Annotated in this window: 16 protein-coding genes and 2 pseudogenes; 11 read left to right on the top strand and 7 right to left on the bottom strand. The window is 59.8% G+C overall.

Annotated features, from left to right (window positions below; genetic code table 11):
* The first annotated feature begins 18 nt into the window (after positions 1-18).
* Positions 19-936 (top strand): 5-dehydro-4-deoxyglucarate dehydratase, encoded by a 918-nt coding sequence (kdgD, locus tag P0D84_RS24180; protein WP_408341102.1) that lies wholly within the window; start codon positions 19-21, stop codon positions 934-936.
* A gap of 15 nt (positions 937-951) precedes the next feature.
* On the opposite strand, the gene P0D84_RS24185 is transcribed toward kdgD, so the two are convergent.
* From P0D84_RS24185 to P0D84_RS24195, 3 genes and pseudogenes are all read right to left on the bottom strand, one after another.
* Positions 952-2,460 carry an MFS transporter gene (locus P0D84_RS24185; protein ID WP_408345945.1) on the bottom strand — a complete coding sequence of 503 codons (1,509 nt, stop codon included), beginning with the start codon at positions 2,458-2,460 and terminating at the stop codon, positions 952-954.
* A gap of 232 nt (positions 2,461-2,692) precedes the next feature.
* Positions 2,693-4,513, bottom strand: coding sequence for an ABC transporter ATP-binding protein (locus tag P0D84_RS24190; RefSeq protein ID WP_408341104.1), 1,821 nt, complete (start codon positions 4,511-4,513; stop codon positions 2,693-2,695).
* Between the two features lie 164 nt (positions 4,514-4,677).
* Positions 4,678-4,842: pseudogene (locus tag P0D84_RS24195) on the bottom strand (glutathione binding-like protein); the annotation flags it as partial.
* Between the two features lie 173 nt (positions 4,843-5,015).
* Here P0D84_RS24195 and P0D84_RS24200 point away from each other — a divergent pair.
* The 7 genes from P0D84_RS24200 (at position 5,016) to P0D84_RS24230 (ending at position 13,125) form a co-directional block, all read left to right on the top strand.
* The gene (locus tag P0D84_RS24200; RefSeq protein ID WP_408341106.1) at positions 5,016-6,134 is read left to right on the top strand and encodes an ATP-binding protein; all 1,119 of its coding nucleotides are present in this window, start codon (positions 5,016-5,018) and stop codon (positions 6,132-6,134) included.
* Between the two features lie 287 nt (positions 6,135-6,421).
* Positions 6,422-7,588, top strand: coding sequence for a mandelate racemase/muconate lactonizing enzyme family protein (locus P0D84_RS24205; protein WP_408341108.1), 1,167 nt, complete (start codon positions 6,422-6,424; stop codon positions 7,586-7,588).
* 343 nt (positions 7,589-7,931) lie between these two features.
* Positions 7,932-9,074: a helix-turn-helix domain-containing protein gene (locus P0D84_RS24210; protein WP_408341110.1), complete on the top strand. Its 1,143-nt coding sequence runs from the start codon at positions 7,932-7,934 to the stop codon at positions 9,072-9,074.
* 81 nt (positions 9,075-9,155) lie between these two features.
* The gene (locus P0D84_RS24215) at positions 9,156-10,958 is read left to right on the top strand and encodes an NAD(P)/FAD-dependent oxidoreductase (RefSeq protein ID WP_408341112.1); all 1,803 of its coding nucleotides are present in this window, start codon (positions 9,156-9,158) and stop codon (positions 10,956-10,958) included.
* A 282-nt stretch (positions 10,959-11,240) separates the two neighbouring features.
* Positions 11,241-12,218: a porin gene (locus tag P0D84_RS24220; protein ID WP_408345948.1), complete on the top strand. Its 978-nt coding sequence runs from the start codon at positions 11,241-11,243 to the stop codon at positions 12,216-12,218.
* Positions 12,219-12,415: 197 nt separating this feature from the next.
* On the top strand, positions 12,416-12,862 hold the full coding sequence (locus tag P0D84_RS24225) for a hypothetical protein (RefSeq protein ID WP_408341114.1): 447 nt from the start codon (positions 12,416-12,418) through the stop codon (positions 12,860-12,862).
* A gap of 116 nt (positions 12,863-12,978) precedes the next feature.
* Positions 12,979-13,125 carry a DUF3096 domain-containing protein gene (locus tag P0D84_RS24230; protein ID WP_408341116.1) on the top strand — a complete coding sequence of 49 codons (147 nt, stop codon included), beginning with the start codon at positions 12,979-12,981 and terminating at the stop codon, positions 13,123-13,125.
* 42 nt (positions 13,126-13,167) lie between these two features.
* On the opposite strand, the gene P0D84_RS24235 is transcribed toward P0D84_RS24230, so the two are convergent.
* Complete coding sequence (locus P0D84_RS24235; protein WP_408341118.1) at positions 13,168-13,479, bottom strand: Rossmann-fold NAD(P)-binding domain-containing protein; 312 nt, start codon at positions 13,477-13,479, stop codon at positions 13,168-13,170.
* A gap of 246 nt (positions 13,480-13,725) precedes the next feature.
* Here P0D84_RS24235 and P0D84_RS24240 point away from each other — a divergent pair, with 246 nt between their 5' ends.
* Positions 13,726-15,642: an SMP-30/gluconolactonase/LRE family protein gene (locus P0D84_RS24240; RefSeq protein ID WP_408341120.1), complete on the top strand. Its 1,917-nt coding sequence runs from the start codon at positions 13,726-13,728 to the stop codon at positions 15,640-15,642.
* A gap of 296 nt (positions 15,643-15,938) precedes the next feature.
* Here P0D84_RS24240 and P0D84_RS24245 read toward each other — a convergent pair whose 3' ends face one another.
* Together P0D84_RS24245 and P0D84_RS24250 are read right to left on the bottom strand one after the other, a co-directional pair.
* Positions 15,939-16,136 carry a hypothetical protein gene (locus P0D84_RS24245; RefSeq protein WP_408341122.1) on the bottom strand — a complete coding sequence of 66 codons (198 nt, stop codon included), beginning with the start codon at positions 16,134-16,136 and terminating at the stop codon, positions 15,939-15,941.
* Between the two features lie 957 nt (positions 16,137-17,093).
* Positions 17,094-17,369, bottom strand: a complete 276-nt coding sequence (locus P0D84_RS24250; RefSeq protein ID WP_408341124.1) for a hypothetical protein — start codon at positions 17,367-17,369, stop codon at positions 17,094-17,096.
* A gap of 71 nt (positions 17,370-17,440) precedes the next feature.
* On the opposite strand from P0D84_RS24250, the gene P0D84_RS24255 reads away from it, so the two are divergent.
* Positions 17,441-19,162 carry a hypothetical protein gene (locus P0D84_RS24255; RefSeq protein ID WP_408341126.1) on the top strand — a complete coding sequence of 574 codons (1,722 nt, stop codon included), beginning with the start codon at positions 17,441-17,443 and terminating at the stop codon, positions 19,160-19,162.
* A gap of 172 nt (positions 19,163-19,334) precedes the next feature.
* Here P0D84_RS24255 and P0D84_RS24260 read toward each other — a convergent pair.
* Positions 19,335-19,900 (bottom strand): annotated as a pseudogene (locus P0D84_RS24260) (helix-turn-helix transcriptional regulator); the annotation flags it as partial.
* A gap of 105 nt (positions 19,901-20,005) precedes the next feature.
* Here P0D84_RS24260 and P0D84_RS24265 point away from each other — a divergent pair.
* Entirely contained in the window at positions 20,006-20,713 is a 708-nt protein-coding gene (locus tag P0D84_RS24265; RefSeq protein WP_408341128.1) for a dienelactone hydrolase family protein, read from the top strand.
* Positions 20,714-20,739 lie beyond the last annotated feature (26 nt).

Genomic DNA, 20,739 nt, shown 5'->3' on the forward strand with positions numbered 1-20,739 from the left:
ATTCACGCTATTCACGCTATGACCTCACCTCAAGAACTCAAGGCGATTGTTTCCGAAGGCCTGCTGTCCTTTCCCGTGACCGACTTCGACGCACAAGGCGATTTCCGCGCCGACACGTACGCCGAGCGCCTCGAATGGCTCGCGCCGTACGGCGCCACCGCGCTGTTTGCCGCCGGCGGTACGGGCGAATTTTTCTCGCTGACCAAAGCCGACTACACGAACGTGATTCGCACGGCCACCGAGACCTGCAAGGGCAAGGTGCCGATTCTCGCCGGCGCGGGTGGCCCGACGCGCGTCGCGATCGACTATGCGCAGGAAGCCGAGCGTCTCGGCGCAAGCGGCGTGCTGCTGATGCCGCACTATCTGACCGAGGCGTCGCAGGAAGGCATTGCCGCGCACGTCGAGCAGGTGTGCAAGGCGGTGAAGAACATTGGGGTGATCGTCTATAACCGCGCGAACTCGAAATTGAATGCGGACATGCTCGAACGTCTCGCGGACCGTTGCCCGAACCTGATTGGCTTCAAGGACGGCGTGGGTGAAATCGAGGCGATGGTGACGATTCGCCGGCGCTTGGGCGACCGCTTCTCCTATCTCGGCGGCTTGCCGACCGCGGAAATTTACGCCGCGGCGTATAAGGCGCTGGGCGTACCGGTGTATTCGTCGGCGGTGTTCAATTTCATTCCGAAGACGGCGATGGCGTTTTATCGCGCGATTGCCGCCGATGATCACGCCACCACGGGCAAGCTCATCGACGAATTCTTCCTGCCGTATCTGGCGATTCGCAACCGCCGCCAGGGCTACGCGGTGAGTATCGTGAAGGCGGGCGCGAAGCTGGTAGGCCGCGACGCGGGTCCGGTGCGTGCGCCGCTGACCGATCTGACCGAGGAAGAGACGGCGCAGCTCGACGCGCTGATCAGGAAGCTAGGCGCACAGTAAGCGACGCAGAAGGGCTCAACTCCGGCGAAACACCACATGCGAGATGCGCTGCACGAGCAACGCGGCGGCAAGCGCCGCCACCGCCGTCAGCCAGACACCGATATGAATCGACTGCACCAGCGCATCGCGTGCGGTGTCGATGAGCGCGACCGTATTGAGCCCCGACGTCTTCATATCCGCGATCAGTTTCAGACGCGATGCTTCATCGATCAGAATGCGCAGTTCGACGAAGCGCGGCTGCCATTGCGATACGGCCGGTTCGCCGAGTACGCTCATCGTGCGGGTGATCACATTGCGGTAATGGTGCTGCACCACGGTTGCCACAATGCTGGTGCCGAGCATGCCGCCCACCATCCGCGTGGACTGCAGCAGGGCCGTCGTGATGCCGAAGCGTTCGCGTCCGGCAATCTCCTGGCCGAACACATTCAGATTGTTCAGGATGAACCCCAGGCCGATGCCGACGGCCGCCATCGGCAATTCGATCCACAGGTGCGGTGTCTCCGGATTGGCGAACGCCAGGGCGATCGAGGCGAACAACAGCAGCGCGAAACCAATCGAGAGAATCCGCGTGGGCTTCTTCATATGAAGGACGATGCGCGTATTCAGCAGGCTGCCGAGCGCGATGCAGGCGGCAATCGGCGTGGCGAGCAGACCGGCTTGCTGGGGCGACAGTCCGAAGCCGCCTTGCAACAGAAGCGGCGCGAAGAAGATCAGCGAGAACATCACGAAGCCGGACAGGAAGCCGAGAATGAAGAGCGTGACGAGTTGCGTGTCTTTGAACAGGTCGAGCGGAATGATCGGATGCGTGGCGCGTTTCTCGCACACCAGCAACGCGATGGTGCCCACAATCACGAAGGCCGCCAGCGCCAGGTTGCCGGCCGTCAGACCGTTTTTCGGCACGGCTTCGATGAAAGCCTGCAGGCTACCCAGCACGGCTGCAACCAACGCGGCGCCGAGCCAGTCGATCTTGACCTCGCCCTCGTGCGGACGCTGGAAGCTCGGCAGATGCGCCCAGATGAAATAGAGCGCCGCGGCGCCGACCGGCAGGTTGATCAGGAAGGTGGAACGCCAGCCCCAGTGCTCGCTCATCCAGCCACCCAGCGAGGGACCCGCCGCGGTGCCGATCCCGTACGCGGCCGCCATGACCACTTGCCAGCGGACCCGCGCGCGCGGATCGGGAAAGAGGTCGGGTATCGACGCGAATGCCGTGCCCACCATCATCCCGCCGCCGACCCCTTGCAAGCCTCGCGCGATCACGAGGAACAGCATGTCGTTCGCGACGCCGCAAAGCACCGACGCGACCGTGAACGTGATGACCGCGGCGATCACGAAACGCTTGCGGCCGAAATAGTCGCCGAGACGGCCGAACACGGGGACGGTCACGACCGACGCCAGCAAGTACGCGCTGGCAATCCATGCGTAGTACTCGAAGTCATGCAGTTCGGCGACGATCGAAGGCAGCGCGGTGCTGACGACGGTCTGGTCGAGTGCGACCAGCATATTGACGAGGCCGATGCCCAGCATGGCTAGCAAGGCGTTTCGGAAAGGCAGGGCAGTCGCGGTCGGGTTCACGTAAATGGAAGCAAAGGGCTTTTCAGGGTTGGCGCGGCGCGGACGGGCGCGGGCCAGGGTCTTGACGACTATTGTCTTACAGTTGTCTGACCTCTTGCCGCCGATTATACGGGTTTTCCCTTAATAAAAACTATTCGAATCGAGTAGGGACCATACTGCCCGCTTACTGCGTCAGATGCTTTCCTCAGCCAGCGGGTACACGTTTGCGCTGGCGCTCGAGCGTCTCGCGATAGATGCCGGGCACGCAGGCCAACTCCGCCGGCGCGCCGTCCTGAACCACGCGGCCCCGATTGATGACGACGATGCGATCGAAGGTCTGCAGGGTGGAAAGCCGGTGCGCAATCGCGATGACAGTGCGATTTTTCATCAACCGTTCAAGTGCTGACTGGATGGCGAGTTCGGACGCGGTGTCGAGCGCCGAGGTCGCTTCGTCGAGCAACAGGATCGGCGCGTCCCTGAGAATGGCGCGCGCAATGGCGATGCGCTGTCGCTGACCGCCCGAGAGCTTCGTGCCGCGGTCGCCCGCTATCGTCTTGAGGCCGCCCGGCATGGCGGCAAGGAAATCCAGGCAGTTTGCGTCTTCGCACGCGCGGCGCACTTCCTCGTCGGTCGCCGTGGGCTTGCCATAGCGGATGTTGTCCAGCAACGATCGATGAAACAGGGAGACGTCCTGAGGCACGATCGAAATCGCGGCCTGCAGACTTTGCAGCGTGACCTGAGAGATATCCTGGCCGGAAATGCGCACGCAGCCTGACTGCGGTTCGTAGAAGTGCTGGATCAAGGCGAAAATGGTCGATTTGCCGGCACCGGATGGCCCGATCAGGCCGACCCGCTCGCCCGCGCGAATGTGCAGGTTGAATCCGCTAAGGACCGGCCGGCGTCCCGAATAGGCGAAGGTGACGTTATCGAAGTCCACTGTCGCTTCCTGAATCTGCAGCGGCGCTGTGTTGCCGCGCTCGGCCATCTCGTGCGGTATCAGCAGCGTTTGCGTGGCCTCGCCGAGACGGGCGACGTGCTGGGTCAGATCGACCAGCGCCACGGCCAGATCACGGGTGCCATGCAGAATCGCAAAGCCCAGCGAGCCGACCAGCACCACGTCGCCGGTGGTGGCGCGATCCTGAGTCCATAGCCACAGCGTCCAGCCAAGCAGCCCCGCCGAGAGCACTGTCGTGGCGAGCGAGTGCAGCAGCCGCAGTTTTTCGAGGTACAGCAGGCTCCTGGTGCGCGCGCCGCCCTCCGTTTCCAGATGCCCGTCGAGCCGTTGGTGCTCGATGTCCATCGCGGAGAACGTGCGCACCAGGCCCATATTGCCGATGACGTCCACCAGTTCGCCGTCCACCGATGCGGCGCGCGCGGCGAACGCCTGATGCCGCGCCGTTCCCTTGCTCGCAAGCACGAACAGCCCGAAGGCGAGCGCGGCGGAAATTGCCGTGAGCGCGAGACTCATCGGAATGCTGACGATGCCGATCATGACAATCGCGCCAGCTACAGTCAGACAGGGCGGCAGCGCGGTCCACGCGACGGTGTTTTCGATGGTGTACACGGCGTTGGCCATGGCCGACACCCGGCTGGAGAGGACGCCGGGCTGCTTGTCCGCGAAAAACACGGGAGCGTGCGCCGTCAGATAGCCGAACATCTCGTTTCTGACGTCGCCCGTGACCGCGACGAACGCACGCGCGGCGATCCAACCCCCGATTCGCCAGAACAGGTTGTCGGCGAGGATCAATACGACCACGATCGCGAAGGCCCGGATCACCGTGTCCGGATGTGCGCGTCCGGCGGGCAATGCATCGATAAGGTTCTTGATTCCATATTGCGACGCCAGTGCGCAACCGACGGCAATCAGCACACTTGCGAGTACGACGACATGTGCCGTCTTGCGCCGGCCGACATAGCGCCATAGCAGCCGGATCGGCTTGCCGGCATACCGGGAGATCTCGCGTGAGCGCCTGCGCCGCCGCACGCGTCCTGCGCGACTCATGTCGGCATCGTCTGCAAGTTGCATCGCTTCGCGCTCCTGGGCAGTGACGGAAGCGATAACCTGTTTGCGGCATCACCTTCGATCGGCGGGGACAAGCAAGATGTGGGATGGGATTCGCTCCCGATACGCTGCTGCGCAACCGCCGTGCCAACCGGGGTGTCGGGTCCCGAAGACTGTAGATTGACTGGGCCTTCATGCTTAAAAGCCAGTTGAAACGATCGGACGGGTACGCATGCGCTGAATGAAATCCGTGAGCGATTGCGGCACCTCGAGGCCGACTTTTTGCTCGCCCAAAGTAACACGGTGAAGAGGTAGGCATCCGCCACGCTGACTGCTGTGCCGGACAGGGAGTCGCTTTACGTCAGCATCGACCGCAACGGGAAACGCGGGCCGCCGAAGCATGGGGCACCCCCGCGAGTGGCAATTCGCGGACCCGGCGGAAATGATGTAATCAGTTTGCGCGTATTAATGAACTCCGCAAGAATGGCCACGTAAGGTTCTCTTTTTCGTCATTTCCGGGGCAGACATGAGATTGGCTGACTTCATCCTGCATGATATGGAAGCTATTCTGGCGCAATGGGAGGCGTTTGCCGGCACGCTTGTGCCGGCGGCGGCCAACATGAGATCGCTAGCTTTACGCGACCACGCGCAGCAAATTCTTGAGGCCGTGGCAAAAGACCTGTCGACATCCCAGAGCAGGGGCGCCCAGATCGAGAAATCGACGGGGCAGGCGCCGAAACGGCCGGGCGCTTCGGAAACGGCCGCGCAGACCCATGCCCTTCTGCGCGCGCGCGGCGGGTTCGACATCAACCAGCTGACTGCCGAGTATCGCGCCCTGCGGGCCAGCGTACTTCGCCTGTGGATGGACGCATGTCAGCCCGACACGCCGCATCTGGACGACATCATCCGTTTCAATGAGGCGATCGATCAGGCCATCGCCGAATCGGTCGGCTTTTTCAGCGCGCAGGTGGAGCAGGCGCGCAACCTGTTGCTGGGGATGCTGGGCCACGACATGCGCAGTCCGCTCCAGACCATCCAGATGACAGCTTCGTATCTCGCGGCGCTGAACGCCGGCGATAAGGTGTCAGGTGCCGCGTCCCGCTTGATCAGAAGCGGTGCGCGCATGCAGGCGCTGCTCGACGATATGCTTGATTTCAATCGAACCAGGCTGGGCTTGGGCATCAATATCGCACCGGCCGAGATTGACCTGGCAAAACAGCTTGCCGACGAACTGGACCTGGTGCGGGCGGTGCATCCGGACCATCAAGTCGATCTGAACGTGGTCGGCGACTGTGTAGGGGTTTGGGATGGCCGACGTTTGCAGCAGTTGCTCGGCAACCTGGTTCTGAATGCAATCAAATATGGCGCGTCTGACGCGCCAGTGTGTGTGTCCGTGACCGGTGAGGAAGCGGAAGTCCGCCTAGAGGTGAAAAACAGCGGGCCCGCAATCGAGCGCTCAACCCTCGAACGTATCTTTGATCCGCTCCAGCGTGGCCTGAACCATCAGGTCATCAATGCCGACAGCAGTCTGGGGCTTGGCTTGTACATCGCGCGCGAGATTGCCAAGGCCCACGGGGGAGGCATTGAAGCGCACTCTGACGAGACGGAAACGGCGTTCGTGGTGTGCCTGCCTCGTCGGCAGTAGCGAAGCAGTACGCCATCAAGCGGGACTATGCGCAAACGCTGCAGGTAAGCACCACGGTCGCTGGTGACGCTCGCGTCAGTATCCTGGCCAACTGCCGGACGCGGTCACTTCAGGAATGTGGGTATGACCGGGCACTGAGGGGCGCGTCAGTCGTCATTCTATTGTTCACCTGAAGTAAAAAATGAAATGAATCAAGGTGAATGTAAGCGCCCTGTTTCGCGGATAAGCTAGTTTCCATTGCAGCCCGACGCATGCGAACACGTGCCCAAAACTCAGAAGACACCCTCATGAGAATCGTTGAAATCCGCGAAAAGACCGTCCCGATCAGCTCCCCCATCCGGAATGCCTACATTGACTTCAGCAAGATGACGCTGAGTCTCGTCGCCGTGGTGACGGATGTCATCCGGGACGGCAAGCCTGTTGTGGGCTATGGCTTCAATTCCAACGGCCGGTATGGCCAAGGCAAGCTGATGCGCGAGCGCTTCATTCCCCGCATCCTCGAAGCCGATCCCGCCACGCTCGTCAACGATGCCGGTGACAACCTCGATCCGCACAAGATCTGGGCGACCATGTTCACGAACGAAAAACCGGGCGGCCACGGCGAGCGCTCGGTCGCGATCGGCACCATGGACATGGCGATCTGGGATGCGGTTGCGAAAATTGAAGGCAAGCCGCTGTTCCAGTTGCTGGCCGACCGCTACGGTAATGGGCAGCCCGACCGTAAGATTTTCGTCTACGCCGCGGGCGGTTACTACTACCCCGGCCAGGATCACGAGAAGCTGAAAGACGAAATGCGCAGCTACATCGACCGCGGCTATACGGTCGTGAAGAAGAAGATCGGCGGCGCTTCGCTCGACGAAGATCTGCGCCGCATCGACTCGATCCTGAGCGTGCTCGGTGACGGACAAAAACTCGCTGTGGACGCCAATGGCCGCTTCGACCTCGACACGGCGATCCAGTACGCGAAGGCACTCTCGCAATACGACCTGTTCTGGTACGAAGAACCGGGCGACCCGCTCGACTTCGAATTGCAGGCGACGCTGCGCAACTACTACGACAAACCGATGGCCACTGGCGAGGATCTGTTCTCGATGCAGGATGCCCGCAACCTGATTCGTTACGGCGGCATGCGCCCTGATCGCGACTGGTTACAATTCGACTGCGCGCTGAGCTATGGCCTCGTCGAGTATCTGCGCACGCTCGACATGCTGCATCAACACGGCTGGTCACCCAGCCGCTGCATTCCGCACGGCGGGCATCAAATGTCGTTGAACATCGCGGCCGGACTTGGCCTGGGGGGTAACGAATCCTATCCGGATCTGTTCCAGCCGTATGGCGGCTTCCCCGACGGCGTGAAGGTGGAAGACGGCTTCATCACGATGCCCGATCTGCCAGGCATCGGCTTCGAAGGAAAAGCTGATCTCTTCGCCGAGATGCAAAAGCTGTCCGCATAAGGCGTCAATCGGCAATACGCGCCGGCAAACGGAGTCGGCGCAAGGCCGCGTTTGATCGCCATGGTCAGCGGCGAATACGCACCACGAACGTGAAATTGCTTCCCGTTGCGCTGCGTTTCCGCGATCAGGCAGCCGAAAATCCATCCAGCTGGATACGGTAAAGCCATCGGGCCGTCCGCAAGGCCGCGCCCGACCTCGGCGAGCAGGGAGCGAAAAAGGACTGAGACAAAAGTCTCATGCGGATTGATGCTGCACTGCAATGTGCTCTTCCGGAACCCGCGTGCTAAAAGTCATCCTAAGCGCGCCACTGATGCAATGTGCGCCGAGCCGAACGGAGACATTCATGCCCTATGTTCCGCAAGTGAGACACGTCGACCGGATCCGGAGGTTGATTGAGGGCCGAATGCCGGATCGCGGCGGCGACGCGACGCGGCTCGCTTCGTCATATTGGCGCTCGCTCGAGCAATATCATCTCGATCCTGGCCTGACAACAGGGCCACGCGTTTTGACCGCTCCGGAATTGCGCGATGTACAACACCGCGAAGAATCGGTTTTGCGCGCGTCAGGAGAATGTCTTTCGCGTCTGCACGAGACGGTTCGCGAAGCGGACTACTGTGTGATGCTCACCGACGCAGAGGGCGTGACGATCGATTATCGCGTTGACAGGGATCGGCGCCATGACTTCAAACGAGCGGGACTGTATTTGGGCTCGTGTTGGTCCGAGCAGGAAGAGGGCACCTGCGGCGTCGCGACCGTACTGCTCGATTCCCAACCGATCACGGTGCATAAGACCGATCATTTCCGTGCCGCTTTTACCACCTTGACCTGCAGCGCCTCGCCCATCTTCGGGCTGGAAGGCGAACTGATCGGCGTGCTGGATGCATCGGCGATTCACTCGCCTGACGAACGCGAAAGCCAACGTCTGATCAATCACATCGTGCGTCATAGCGCGGTGTTGATCGAGGACAGTTTCTTTCTCAACGCGACCACGCATTGCTGGGTTTTGCTGGCGCACCGGAACCGCCATTACGTGGAAACCCAGCCGGAGATTCTGATCGCCTTCGATGCTCGCGGAAATGCGGTCGCGGCAAATCGCCGGGCAAAGGAGTGCGTGCCGGGCCTTGGTCATTTGCCGCGACCTGTCTCCGAGCTATTCGACGTTCGTGCCGAACGTCTTCTGGATGTCAGGCCCGGTCGCGATATGGTCTCGATGAAATTTGCGGGCGACGGCTCGCCGCTTTACGCGCGCGTTCGTCCGCCCGTCAGTCGCGCGCAACGGCCGGCGCCGCGAAAGCCCCGCGCCCCCGCAGTCGAGGCGCAACCTGCTTTGAACGAGATCGACGCGCTTGAGCGCGATCGCATCCTCGCCGCGCTGACCGATGCGAAATGGCGCGCGGTCGAAACAGCCCGGCGCCTGGGCATCTCGCGCGCAACGCTTTACAGACGGATCGCGAAGTTCGGCATTGTCCCGCCTCACCGGCGCTAGCGGTCCGCGGTTATCCAGCGGGCACAGAACCCGCGCATTACTTCGACGTTTCATCGATCCGTAGTGAATGGAGGAGCAACCATGCCTGAAAATAATGCAACCCAGACCATTAGCCATGTTCTGGAGTCTCTGGAATCAGCGCTTAAACGCCGTGATACAGCCGCGGCTGTCGCGTTGTTTCAACCTGAGTGCTACTGGCGCGATCTTGTCGCTTTCACATGGAATATCAAAACCATGGAAGGTCGGGACCAGATCGGCGCCATGCTCGACGCGCAAGTGGACGCTATCAAGCCCACTGGGCTGAAGATTGCCGAAAATGAAGAGCCGACCGAAGCCGACGGTTTAGCCCAGGCGTGGATTACCTTCGAGACGGAGGTTGCCCGCGGCAGCGGCTTTATCCGCGTGAAGGACGGCCTGATCTGGACCTTGCTGACCACTATGGGTGAGCTGAAAGGCCATGAAGAGCCCAAAGGTCGGCGCCGTCCGATGGGCGCGGAACATGGCGCACGCATGGACCGGACGAGCTGGAAGGAGCGTCGTGAAGCCGAAGCACAAGCGCTGGGCCGCGCGGAGCAGCCGTACTGTCTGATCGTGGGCGGAGGCCAGGGCGGGATTGGACTCGGCGCACGCTTGCGGCAGTTGGGTGTGCCGACGATCATCATCGATAAAAACCCACGTCCCGGCGATGCCTGGCGCAACCGCTACAAGTCGCTGTGCCTGCATGATCCGGTTTGGTACGACCACATGCCTTATTTGCCGTTCCCGGACAACTGGCCGGTTTTTTCACCCAAGGACAAGATCGGCGACTGGCTCGAGATGTACACCAAAGTCATGGAGCTGAACTATTGGGGATCGACTGTTTGCAAGTCCGCGCGCTACGACGAAGCGGCGGCCGAATGGCTGGTCGAGGTCGAGCACGACGGCGAAACGCTGACGCTGCGGCCCAAGCAGCTTGTGCTGGCAACGGGTATGTCGGGTAAGCCGAATATCCCCTCATTCAAAGGCATGGACGTGTTCAAGGGCGAGCAACATCATTCGTCGCAACATCCGGGACCCGACGCGTACAAAGGCAAGAAAGTGGTGGTGATCGGCGCGAACAATTCGGCGCATGATATTTGCGCGGCGTTGTGGGAGGCGGGCGTCGACGTGACGATGGTTCAGCGTTCGTCCACGCATATCGTGAAGTCGGATTCGCTGATGGAGCTTGGACTCGGTGATCTTTATTCCGAGCGTGCGGTGGCGTCCGGCATGACGACGTCGAAAGCCGACCTGACGTTTGCGTCGGTCCCGTACAAGATCCTGCACACATTTCAGAAGCCCGTATACGACGCGATCCGGGAGCGCGACGCGGAGTTCTACGATCGCCTGGAAAAGCGGGGTTTCATGCTCGATTTTGGGGATGACGACTCGGGGCTTTTCATGAAATATCTTCGGCGCGGCTCGGGCTATTACATCGATGTCGGCGCAGCCGATCTTGTAGCGGACGGCAAGATCAAACTGAAGAGCGGCGTGGATGTGGTCGAACTGAAAGAGCACTCTGTGCTGCTAAGCGACGGCACCGAGCTCGCCGCGGATCTCGTGGTTTATGCAACCGGTTACGGATCGATGAACGGCTGGGCCGCCGATCTCATCTCGCGCGAAGTGGCGGATAAAGTGGGCAAGGTGTGGGGTCTGGGTTCGAATACGACGAAAGACCCGGGGCCGTGGGAAGGCGAGCAACGCAATATGTGGAAGCCGACGCAACAGTCTGCTTTGTGGTTCCATGGCGGTAATCTGCATCAGTCGCGCCACTACTCCCAGTATTTGTCTTTGCAACTGAAGGCGCGCATGGAGGGGATTGCGACGCCGGTTTATGGTCTGCAGGAAGTGCATCATCTTTCCTGATGCCGGCCTGCGGTCCATCAGGACGTAGCAATACTGGAGCCGCTTCACATTAGAATGTGAAGCGGCCCACGCATCAGAGTCATAGTAAGCTTGCCTTGCGGCGATGCCCTTTCTGGCAACGCCATCTTCCAGAAAACCTATGGACGACCCCATCTTTGCGGCATCGCCCCGTTGGGCCTTGAATCATCGTCACTCAAGCGCAAGCCGGTGAGGCGCGGTGCCTGGTGGGTTCAGCGTGTGGCGATGTGCGCGAGCATCGGTGGCGCCGGATTGCTTGCGTGCATGCGCGTCGCCGCTGCGGAGGGGGAAGGTGCCGTCACGTTGTATGGCGTATTGGACACCAGCATCGAGATAACCAATCCCGGCTCCGGGTGGACCCCGCGCCTTGACTCCGGCGCCTATCGCGGCTCGCGATTCGGACTTCGCGGCAGTGAGCCGATCGGTGCCGATACCGCAGTGGTGTTCGTGCTGGAAAACGGCTTTGGCAGCAACGACGGTTCGTTCCAGACTCCCGGAGTCCTGTTCAATCGTCAGGCATGGATCGGAACGCGTAGCACGTGGGGAGAGATAAGAGTGGGCCGGCAATACTCGCCGATCTACATACCTTTCAAAGGCAGTCTCGACGCGTTTGGCGCCGGCACGATTGCGTCGGGACTCAACAACCTGTCGAAGATCACGCCATACTCGAATAACGCGATCACGTATCTGTCGCCGGTTATCGCCGGGTTCGACACCACGGTCATGTTCGCCACGCGCGATCAGTCGGAAAACGACGGCAACGGTATCGACGGATACTACGTCACCGCCGAATATCAGATCGGCATGCTGAAGCTGCTCTATGCACGTCAGCAGACCCATGGTGACGGCGCGCTGCGTGCGAATCTCGGCGGGGTAACGGTCGGGACTGAGAAAATCCGTGTATGGCTGGACTTCTTCAACGGCGATGGCGGTACGCCGCTCTATCACGGCGCGGGCGGTTCCCTTTCGGCTCAATACAGCTTTTCGCCCCATACGCGGGCGTCGGCCGGCTATGCACACGTGCGCGATTTTACGGGGGCTGGGGCGAGCGCCGACCAGTTCAGTGCGGCCTTCGAATATGATTTTTCGCGCACGCTGCTCTTCTATTTCAGCGCGGCCTATCTGGCGAATCACGAAGATGCGCGCTTTACCCTGCGCGGTGTCAACGTGACCGGGCTGCCGGTCGCTTATCCCGGGGCGCCGGTCAAAGGCGTGCAGCTGGGATTGATCGAGCGATTCTGATCGCCGGGGCGGCCCGGTGTTTCAGCGAATGCCACGCGCCGTCAGATCGTACGAGATGCCGCTCGCTTGCCTTGTCCTATCTGAGCGCCACCGTACAGACTCGCTGCATCAGCCGTACGATTCTGGGGTCTCAACGATCTGCTGCCGATTGTCGTCGAGCTTGTTACGCAATCCAGCAGAACGATCGCGATACCACGATGAAACTGTCCGTTCTCCGCATGCTGACTGTCATTGCGTCACTGGGCGTGGGATTCTCTCCAGCCATGTGCAATGCCTACGCGCTCGATTCACAACTGGCTTGCCAATCGAGTCCGCATGACTTCATTGCCGCACTTCTGGACGAGCAGTCGATCGATCCAAAGCCAATGCGCATCGAAGCGAACTCAGTCAACGCATTTCGACCCTCGCACGGCAGCAACCTGACGGCATTCGGCTTTCATGTCTATGCCGTCTTCGGGTATGAGCAAAACGATCCCATCTTCAAACAAGGCAGCGGCCAGCCGGTCAAGCGCTCAACCTATGGCGTGGTGGTGACCGGCTCCGCCGCGTCGGTCGAGGCGAGCGCACGCCAGGCAGGCAGCGATGCTGTCGTTCACGAAGTGATTCCGCTTGTTCTCGCAGCCGTTTACTGCAACGGGGATTGATGTCTGTATCTCGTCGGATCGAGTCGTGGCAAGCAATCGAATTCAGGCTGGATGGTTTAACGATAAGCACCCGGACGCGCGTGCGGCGCACGTTGCGTGTGCGCGAGGAGACAATCATGCATATGCTCACCAGTGCTGGTCCGCTGGCTTCATTGATCGCCGGCATCCTGATTCTTGTCGTGCCGCGTCTGTTGAACTACATCGTGGCGATCTACCTGATCGTGATTGGACTGCTGGGCCTTTTTGGAGGCCACCTCCGTTGAACGCACGTCTTGTCAGTGGGAAGACGATGTGATTCCCGTCGATCAGGACGCCCACTGCGCAGCCATGGCAATCGCAAAGTCCCGATAGGATCCTGGCTGCCGCCCGAGCAGCACAGCCAGGCGATCCACCTCCGCTTTCGAAGCGACCGCGCCGTCCTGTTGATACCGGCGCATCATCAGGCGCATGTCGTAGGCAAGCCAACCCGGTGCAACCGCCTTGAGACGCTGTTCGAGCGTGTCGAGATCGTCGCCGCCATAGCGGACAGGACGTCCCAGCGCCTCGGTCCAGATCGCCGTGATGGTGTCCGAAGTCAGCGCATCCGGACCGACGAGTTCGTAGGTTTCACGCGGCAACGGTTAGTCCGTCGCGTCAGATCAAGCCGACCTGCACAACGGTCTTTGCCAGGCGCATCGTGGCCTTCCGCGATAGGTACGTTTGCTGCTATGCAATCGTTTCGACACGCAGTGGCCATAACCTGAGCGATACTCGCGAACTTGCGACTAGCCGGCAAAGATATGCCTGCTGCATTTTCCACAGTTCACCCCATGAATTACGGTGATTTATGTTAACGAGGAACAACTGTCAGGAGAGCATCACTCATGGTCAAGAAACGAATTCGTGCTGCGCTGTTGGGCGTGGTGATCGCGGTTGCTGCGTCGGCGTGTCAGGCGCAATACACCACCGACTGGCTCGCGAACACGTTCGGCACGCTTGCCGCACACGTGGGCAACACGGCCCGCTCGATGTGGGTCGCACCCGAAGGCGTGATCTACACGGCTTCCCTATGGGACGAAAACGAGGGTGGCGTCGCGATATACCAGAACGGCAAGAGCATCGGTTCCATCGGAATTAACAGCGAATTTCAAGGAGGGGCCATCACGGGGAATGCCACTTCGATTTTCGCTGCGTTACAGTTCAACAAGACGTATGGAAGCGGCGTGGTAGGACGGTATAACCGCGCGACTCACACACGCGATCTTCTCATCCACGTGAGCACGTGGAACGCCATTCAGCGCGCCGATGTGATCACCGGACTGGCAACGGCCGGATCACTCCTTTATGCGAGCGATTTTTTTGGCAATCGCGTGCGGGTCTACACTACCGACGGTGTGTGGCAGCAGGATATCAACGTATCGAGTCCCGGTGCACTCGCTTTGGATGGCGCCGGTAATCTCTGGGTCGCGCAGCAAAGCGCGTCCGCCATCGTCGAATTCAGCCCGGCTGGCGCGACGTTGAACACCATCCGGATGCCTGCGGCCTCGCGCCCGTCCGCGCTGTATTTCGATGCATCGTCAGGACAGCTCATGGTCGGCGACCAGGGGCCCGACATGAACATCAAGCTCTACAAGGTAGCGGGTACCCCGACGCTGGTCGGCACGTTCGGCATTCAAGGCGGTTATCTCGACACTACCGCTGGGATTAAAGGCCAGGTGGGCGACAAGCGTTTCACGCGTGTTGTCGGCATCGGCAAAGATGCTGGCGGTAACCTGTATGTGCTCAATAACCCGTGGGGCGGAGGGTGGGACCTTGGCCGCAATGGCGGCACCGACCTTCACGCGTACAACAGTGCCGGCAACCTGCAATGGAAACTTCAGTCCCTCAACTTCGAGGCAGTTGCAGCGCCGGACCCGGCGACGGATGGCGCTTATTTCTACAGCGGCACCAACATTTACACTGGCACCGCGGGTGGCACCTTTGTGGCGAACACCGTCGACCCGTTTAGTTACCCGTCCGATCCTCGCCTCAATATGAACGATACGCAGCGCGACGAGCACTTCGGTCAGCTCGTCAGCGTGGGGGGAAACCGGATCCTCGTCGCGTCCGGCCAGAACCCTGGCATCTTCTATTTTTTCCATTTCAACCCGGCGAGCGGTTACATCGCCATTCCCGATGCATCGATTCCAGGTCCCGCGTTCAATACGACGCGCTCGGTCACGGGCGGATTTTGCATCGATAGCAGAGGCGATGTGTGGGCCGGTCTGGACCGCACGAATCACATCTATCACTACCCGCTGTCCGGGTTCGACGGCAACGGCAAACCGACATGGGGACCGGGAATCACCATTTCCATTCCGGAGAGCATCCGGCCATTGACGCGCATCATCTACCTGCCGGAGAGCGATACCATGATTCTCGCGCAAGGCATTGCCGGGAGTTGGGACTGGACGGCGATGCAATCACGAATCGAGGTGTATCACGGCTGGAGCGCAGGCAACACCACGAGGCCCGATCCGGTGATCAACCTCACCAGTGCGAATCCCAAGTCGATCACCGCCGCCGGCAATTATCTCTTTGTCGGCTACGTGCATACTGTACCCAACATCGACGCCTTCAATCTCACTACCGGTCACCTCGATACGACACTGGTCAACTCGAGCGCGGGTGCGGTTGATGTGGGTAACGACGTAGATTCCATGTACGGTCTGAGGGCGTATCTGAGAGCGGCGGGTGAGTATGTGATCACGAAAGACAACTACAACGGTTCCAGTATTGTTGTTTATCGCTGGACACCTTGAGCGGTTCATTTCAGGTCAACCGTCAGACGAAAATCACTGCGATGCGGATTCCTCATTTCGTCGAATTCGCATCGTTGACTTCTCCCATGAAAGAGGTCGTAAAACTCGCCGCTATTGATATTAATAATATAAAAACCGCGCAAGACATGTGCTTAAATTGCGATCAATCGTTCGATCGGAGTCAAAGATTTGCGTTTTCAGCGCGTCACTGAGGCAGAGATTTTCAATTTCACCTTATTTGGAAAAACATCGGACGTGTTTCATGGAAGTTCATTGGAACTACTACTTATCACCCCTCACTGTGGCAACGTTACACGGATGAAACGTTTATAATTCGTCTGCCGAACGTTGATGTAAGTAATACCGGGCACGCGCCATAACTCTTTCAATTCAGTAAAGATTGCGTGGGCGAGTTGTGCGCGGCGCTGACGGTCAGCGTCCTCTGATTGCGACTGAGTCGATCGACTTGAGCGTGACTTGTCATCGTTATTCACGCGTGCTGTCTCGTCCGAATTAGGCTCGAAACCCAATTTTGTGTTCCGCACGAGGCTTCGCCTCGCGGATTTGATTTGGCTAATGTGTGTCCGCCGCTCATACCGGGATGCATTGCCAAGAGTGAAAGGATTTGTTCGAGCTTTAAGGCATCCTAAATTTAGAGATTTCATACGACGGCGGAAATTCGTCTGTCACTTCGACGCTGTGCTGGACTGCCAACGCGAAACCGTTCAGTTTTTATTGGCCAAATCGTCGGCGCCGTCGTTCACTCGTGCAAGTTTTTCGTCCGTTGCGCCGAGCGGGTGGATGGCAACCCCAGCTAAGCGGAACGTTGACAGAATTCGTCACGCAATGGGTGTATAGAGCTCGGGTCGCAGCTATGTGCCGATCTGGATGCTCGGCGCGGCAGATCAAAAAGTGTCATCACGGACAGTACATCGTCGAGTGAGTTTTTTGTTGATAGTAAGCATTACGTAATAAATATCCGTTGTCTGGAGACAGATCGAAATGTCCAGCGCTGTCGTAGCAATCAGCGCGTGTTCGAACGCCTGACGGCATCTGCTAACGGATAACGGCACATCGGAAGCGTCAGCTTCATCAGCAATGAACGCAATCATCGCGTTCGCCGCTTCACCTCTCTCTGTACTCAAAAAAATGCCACGGCGGGACGACTTGGTTCGATCTTGCTCATCCTCGGGGATAACCTGCTTTTCACCGATACATACGGACAATGACGAGAAATTTCAAACTTCTAGGGATTGCGACAGCAACCGTGTTGGCATGGTTTGGTGCAGAAAACGCGCAGGCTCAGGCAAGCACCATCACCGTCTCAGGACAGCAATACAAGTTGTGCGCACAAGAGAACGGTAGCTGCCAATTCCTCGGAACAGGCTCGGTGGTGTTCGGCGCAGTGCCGCCGAACGCGCCGTCGGTCATGTTGACGGCCCCGCGTACCATTAGCAATGGCGTCGGATGTTATGTCGGCGCAGTTTCGCAGACAGATCCCGCATTCGGTTACGACAAATCATGCTGGGTGAGGGCGGTTGCCGCCAGCCCGACACCGACACCGACGCCGACGCCGACGCCGACGCCGACGCCAACGCCAACGCCAACACCAACGCCAACGCCAGCACCAGCACCAGCACCAGCACCAGCACCAGCACCAGCACCAGCACCAACGCCAGCACCAGCACCAACGCCAACGCCAACGCCAACGCCAACGCCAACGCCAACGCCAACGCCGGGCAGCTCGACCCTCTCGTGCGGCACGCCCACTCACACGGCTGGCGGGACCGCGAAAGGCGTGATCAGCGCCGACACCCCCACCACCGACGGTATGCGCATATTCCAGAACAACGCACCGTTCAAGCTCGCGATTACAACGAACGCACCGGGCGCGGATACGGTGGTCTGGTCCGTAGCGGATTCGAATGGCGCGATCAAGACGCAGGGGAGTTTCGCGGTGAGTGCCGGCGTGCAAACCAACTCGATTCCGTGCACGTCGACGTGGTCGGGCTATGGCGCGCTGACCGCGACGCTGCGCTCGAACGGCGGCACGTTGCCGAACTCCGGAACGCGTCCGGTGGGGATTGCTACGTTCGGCGTGCTGCCGAACCTGACGCCGGTGCTCGGCACCGTAACGTACGCTCATCAGGATCAGCACCGCTTCGGTATGCAGGGCTTCAACGGCAACATCGCCGCGCTGCACGATCTGGGGATCTCATGGACCATCGACGACCGTCAGGTATCGGCCATGGAACCCAATGGCCCCAACACGTACACGCCGAGCGTGAACGACCTCGATCCGTTCTATAAAGCGAACCCCGATCAGATGCGCATCGTGCGTCTCGATGGGCTGCCTGCATGGGATTCGAAGACTGGCCAGTTCAATGACAGCTATTACGCGCCGTCGAACATGCCGGAGTTCCAGAGCTTCATGGCCAAGGTCGGTACCGATACGAGTCTGATCCGCGCTGCAAACTACCCGAACCAGCAAAAGAACTACTATCAGGTGACCTGGGAGCCGAGCCTCGGCTGGGCGGATAGCGACGCGAACTTCGTTGCCATGTACAAGGCGGCCTATCAGGGCCTCCACTCAACCGATCCGAATGCCGTCGTGATGGGTACCGGCAACCCGTTCCCCGCGAATTGCGACACCTGCACAACTGGCTATCTGCAGAAGTTCGGTGCGCTGGGCCTGTGGAATTACATCGATGCAGTCTCGACACATGGCTACTGGAATGCGGGCACGTATCCGGCTCATCCGCCTGAATTGCAGGACTCGGATCCGAATCCGGCGAACCAGGCGAACGCGCTCGACAACCAGATGACGCAGTTGCGATCGGTCATGCAAGCAGGCAAGCCGAACATGAAGCTCTTCTTCACCGAAGCGGGCACGAGCTACGATCCGGGTCTCAACTACGGCCCCACGGTGCCGTCGCAGAACCAGCTGTTTGCGCATGCGGCGGTTGGCGTGCGCTCGCACATCATTGTGCTCGGCGGTGGCGCGCAGTTGACGACGCTTTTCTACGGTCCTGACTATCCGGGCGAAGTGGGATACGGCTCGTTCTTCGATCTGAATGACGCACAAGGCGCGTACGGCGCAACGAACCTCTCGCCGAAGCCCGAGGCAATGGCATTCGCCACGATGACTCGTGTGTTGGATGGCACGAACACATTGGGCCGGGTCACGGGTGCGCCGTCCGGAACCTTTGCGTACGCGTTCCAGCAACTCGGCAACGGCAAGGTGGTGACTGCTGCGTGGGCGCACAGCAATGCGCAATGGCCTGCAAGCAATGGCGTCTATAGCCAGACATACTCGACGAGCTATTCGCTTCAGGTCGACAGCGCCGGAACGTCTGGCAATGTGACGAAGATCGATGGTTACGGCAATACCAGCACGCTTGCCTATACCAACGGTAAAGTCACGTTGACCCTCACGGAGGTGCCGCAGTACATCGTGTCGAACAACGCGACGGTGGCCAAGGCCAATGCGACTGTGCCGGTCGGGTACACGGGCCAATAATACGGTCCAATAAGGCTGAGTAGTATCGACGCGCCGCTGGTGAAAGCAGCGGCGCGTCGATCAAACCGTCTCGACCGGGAGTCGATCGCGAGGCCTGTTGCTAGCGCAACGATCAGGCAGCGCAGCGTGTCGTCACCCCAATCGAAAGCTGGCAACCCCTATCCACGTCTTTTCAGGCTGCCACGTCTCGCAGATCTCTTATGTGCTGATACACGGTGGCGCGCCCATCACTAGCACGTTTGCCACATAGTTTGCGGCACTTTTCCCCTTGAATGCACCCTCGGCCAAAAGGGCCTCGACTAATTCGCGACGGTGGTCGCGGGTCAGCGAGTTCAACGCCAACTGGCGCTCCTGAAGCCAGGCGTGAAGAAAAGTGTTGATGCGTTCTTGCCAGTCGTCCTTGAACAATTCCTCGGGTTGCTTGATCACGCCAGCGCCGGAAATGACGCGGTCGATGACATGTTTCATGTCCTCGAAGACCGCAATGTTGTAGTTCACGCACATCACACCGACGGCAACGCCGGCGTCGTCAAAGAGTACGGTGCTGACACAGCGCATCCGCCGGCCGTCCCAATTGATTTTTTCGTATGGACCGATCGTGCCTGACTCTGCCGAATGGTCGATTTCTTCCAGTGCGGATTCGTCACCCAGTTCACGCTTGGACAGGTTATTTGCTATGTAAGCAACGGTCTGGCTTTGCAAGTCGTGAAGGACGATCTCAACGTAGGGAAAAAAGAGCAGCGGGCATACGGGATCCCGGCTGGTTTGCGGCTAAAGTCGAGTCCAGCGAATCCGCCACACTGGCGCTATGCTAGCGACTTCGCCTACCTCGAGGAGTAACTGATGAAACCGACTACAGGATCGATGATCACGTTTAGCCGCCCTGACGGCAAAGATGTTCAGGGTTATCTGGCCAGGCCGCAAAAACCGGAGGGTGCGCCTGCCATCGTAGTGATTCAGGAGTGGTGGGGTTTGAACGACCAGATCCGCGGCGTGGCCGACCGGCTGGCGCAGGCCGGCTATCTGGCGCTGGTGCCCGATCTCTACCGCGGCAAATCGACGGTGGAAGAGGAAGAGGCGCACCATCTGATGAGCGAGCTCAACTTCGGCGACGCCGCTACTCAGGATGTGCGGGGCGCGGTCCAGTATCTGAAGCAGCATTCGACGAATGTCGGCGTGACTGGCTATTGCATGGGTGGCGCGCTCACCTTGCTCGCGCTATGCAATATCCCTGAAGTGTCGGCCGGTGTGGTCTGGTACGGCTTCCCGCCGCTCGAATACATCGACGCCTCGAAAATAAAAGTACCGGTTCTCGGCCACTGGGCGACGCAAGACCAATTCTTTGCGGCTGAAACGGTCGACGCCCTGGAGGCCAAGCTCACCGCGGCCAATGTCGACATCGAGTTTCATCGCTATCTCGCGCACCATGCGTTCGCGAACGAAACGGCAGTCGGGCCGGGCCGTATCGCCGGGACCCAGTTCGATTCGGTCTGGTCGCAGCGGGCCTGGGACCGCACGCTGACTTTCTTCGGCCGCACGCTTTGGAAGTAGCAGGAAAGCGCGAAGCTGCGTCGTGA

This window comes from Paraburkholderia sp. RL17-337-BIB-A (assembly GCF_046025895.1).
GTDB lineage: Bacteria > Pseudomonadota > Gammaproteobacteria > Burkholderiales > Burkholderiaceae > Paraburkholderia > Paraburkholderia fungorum_C.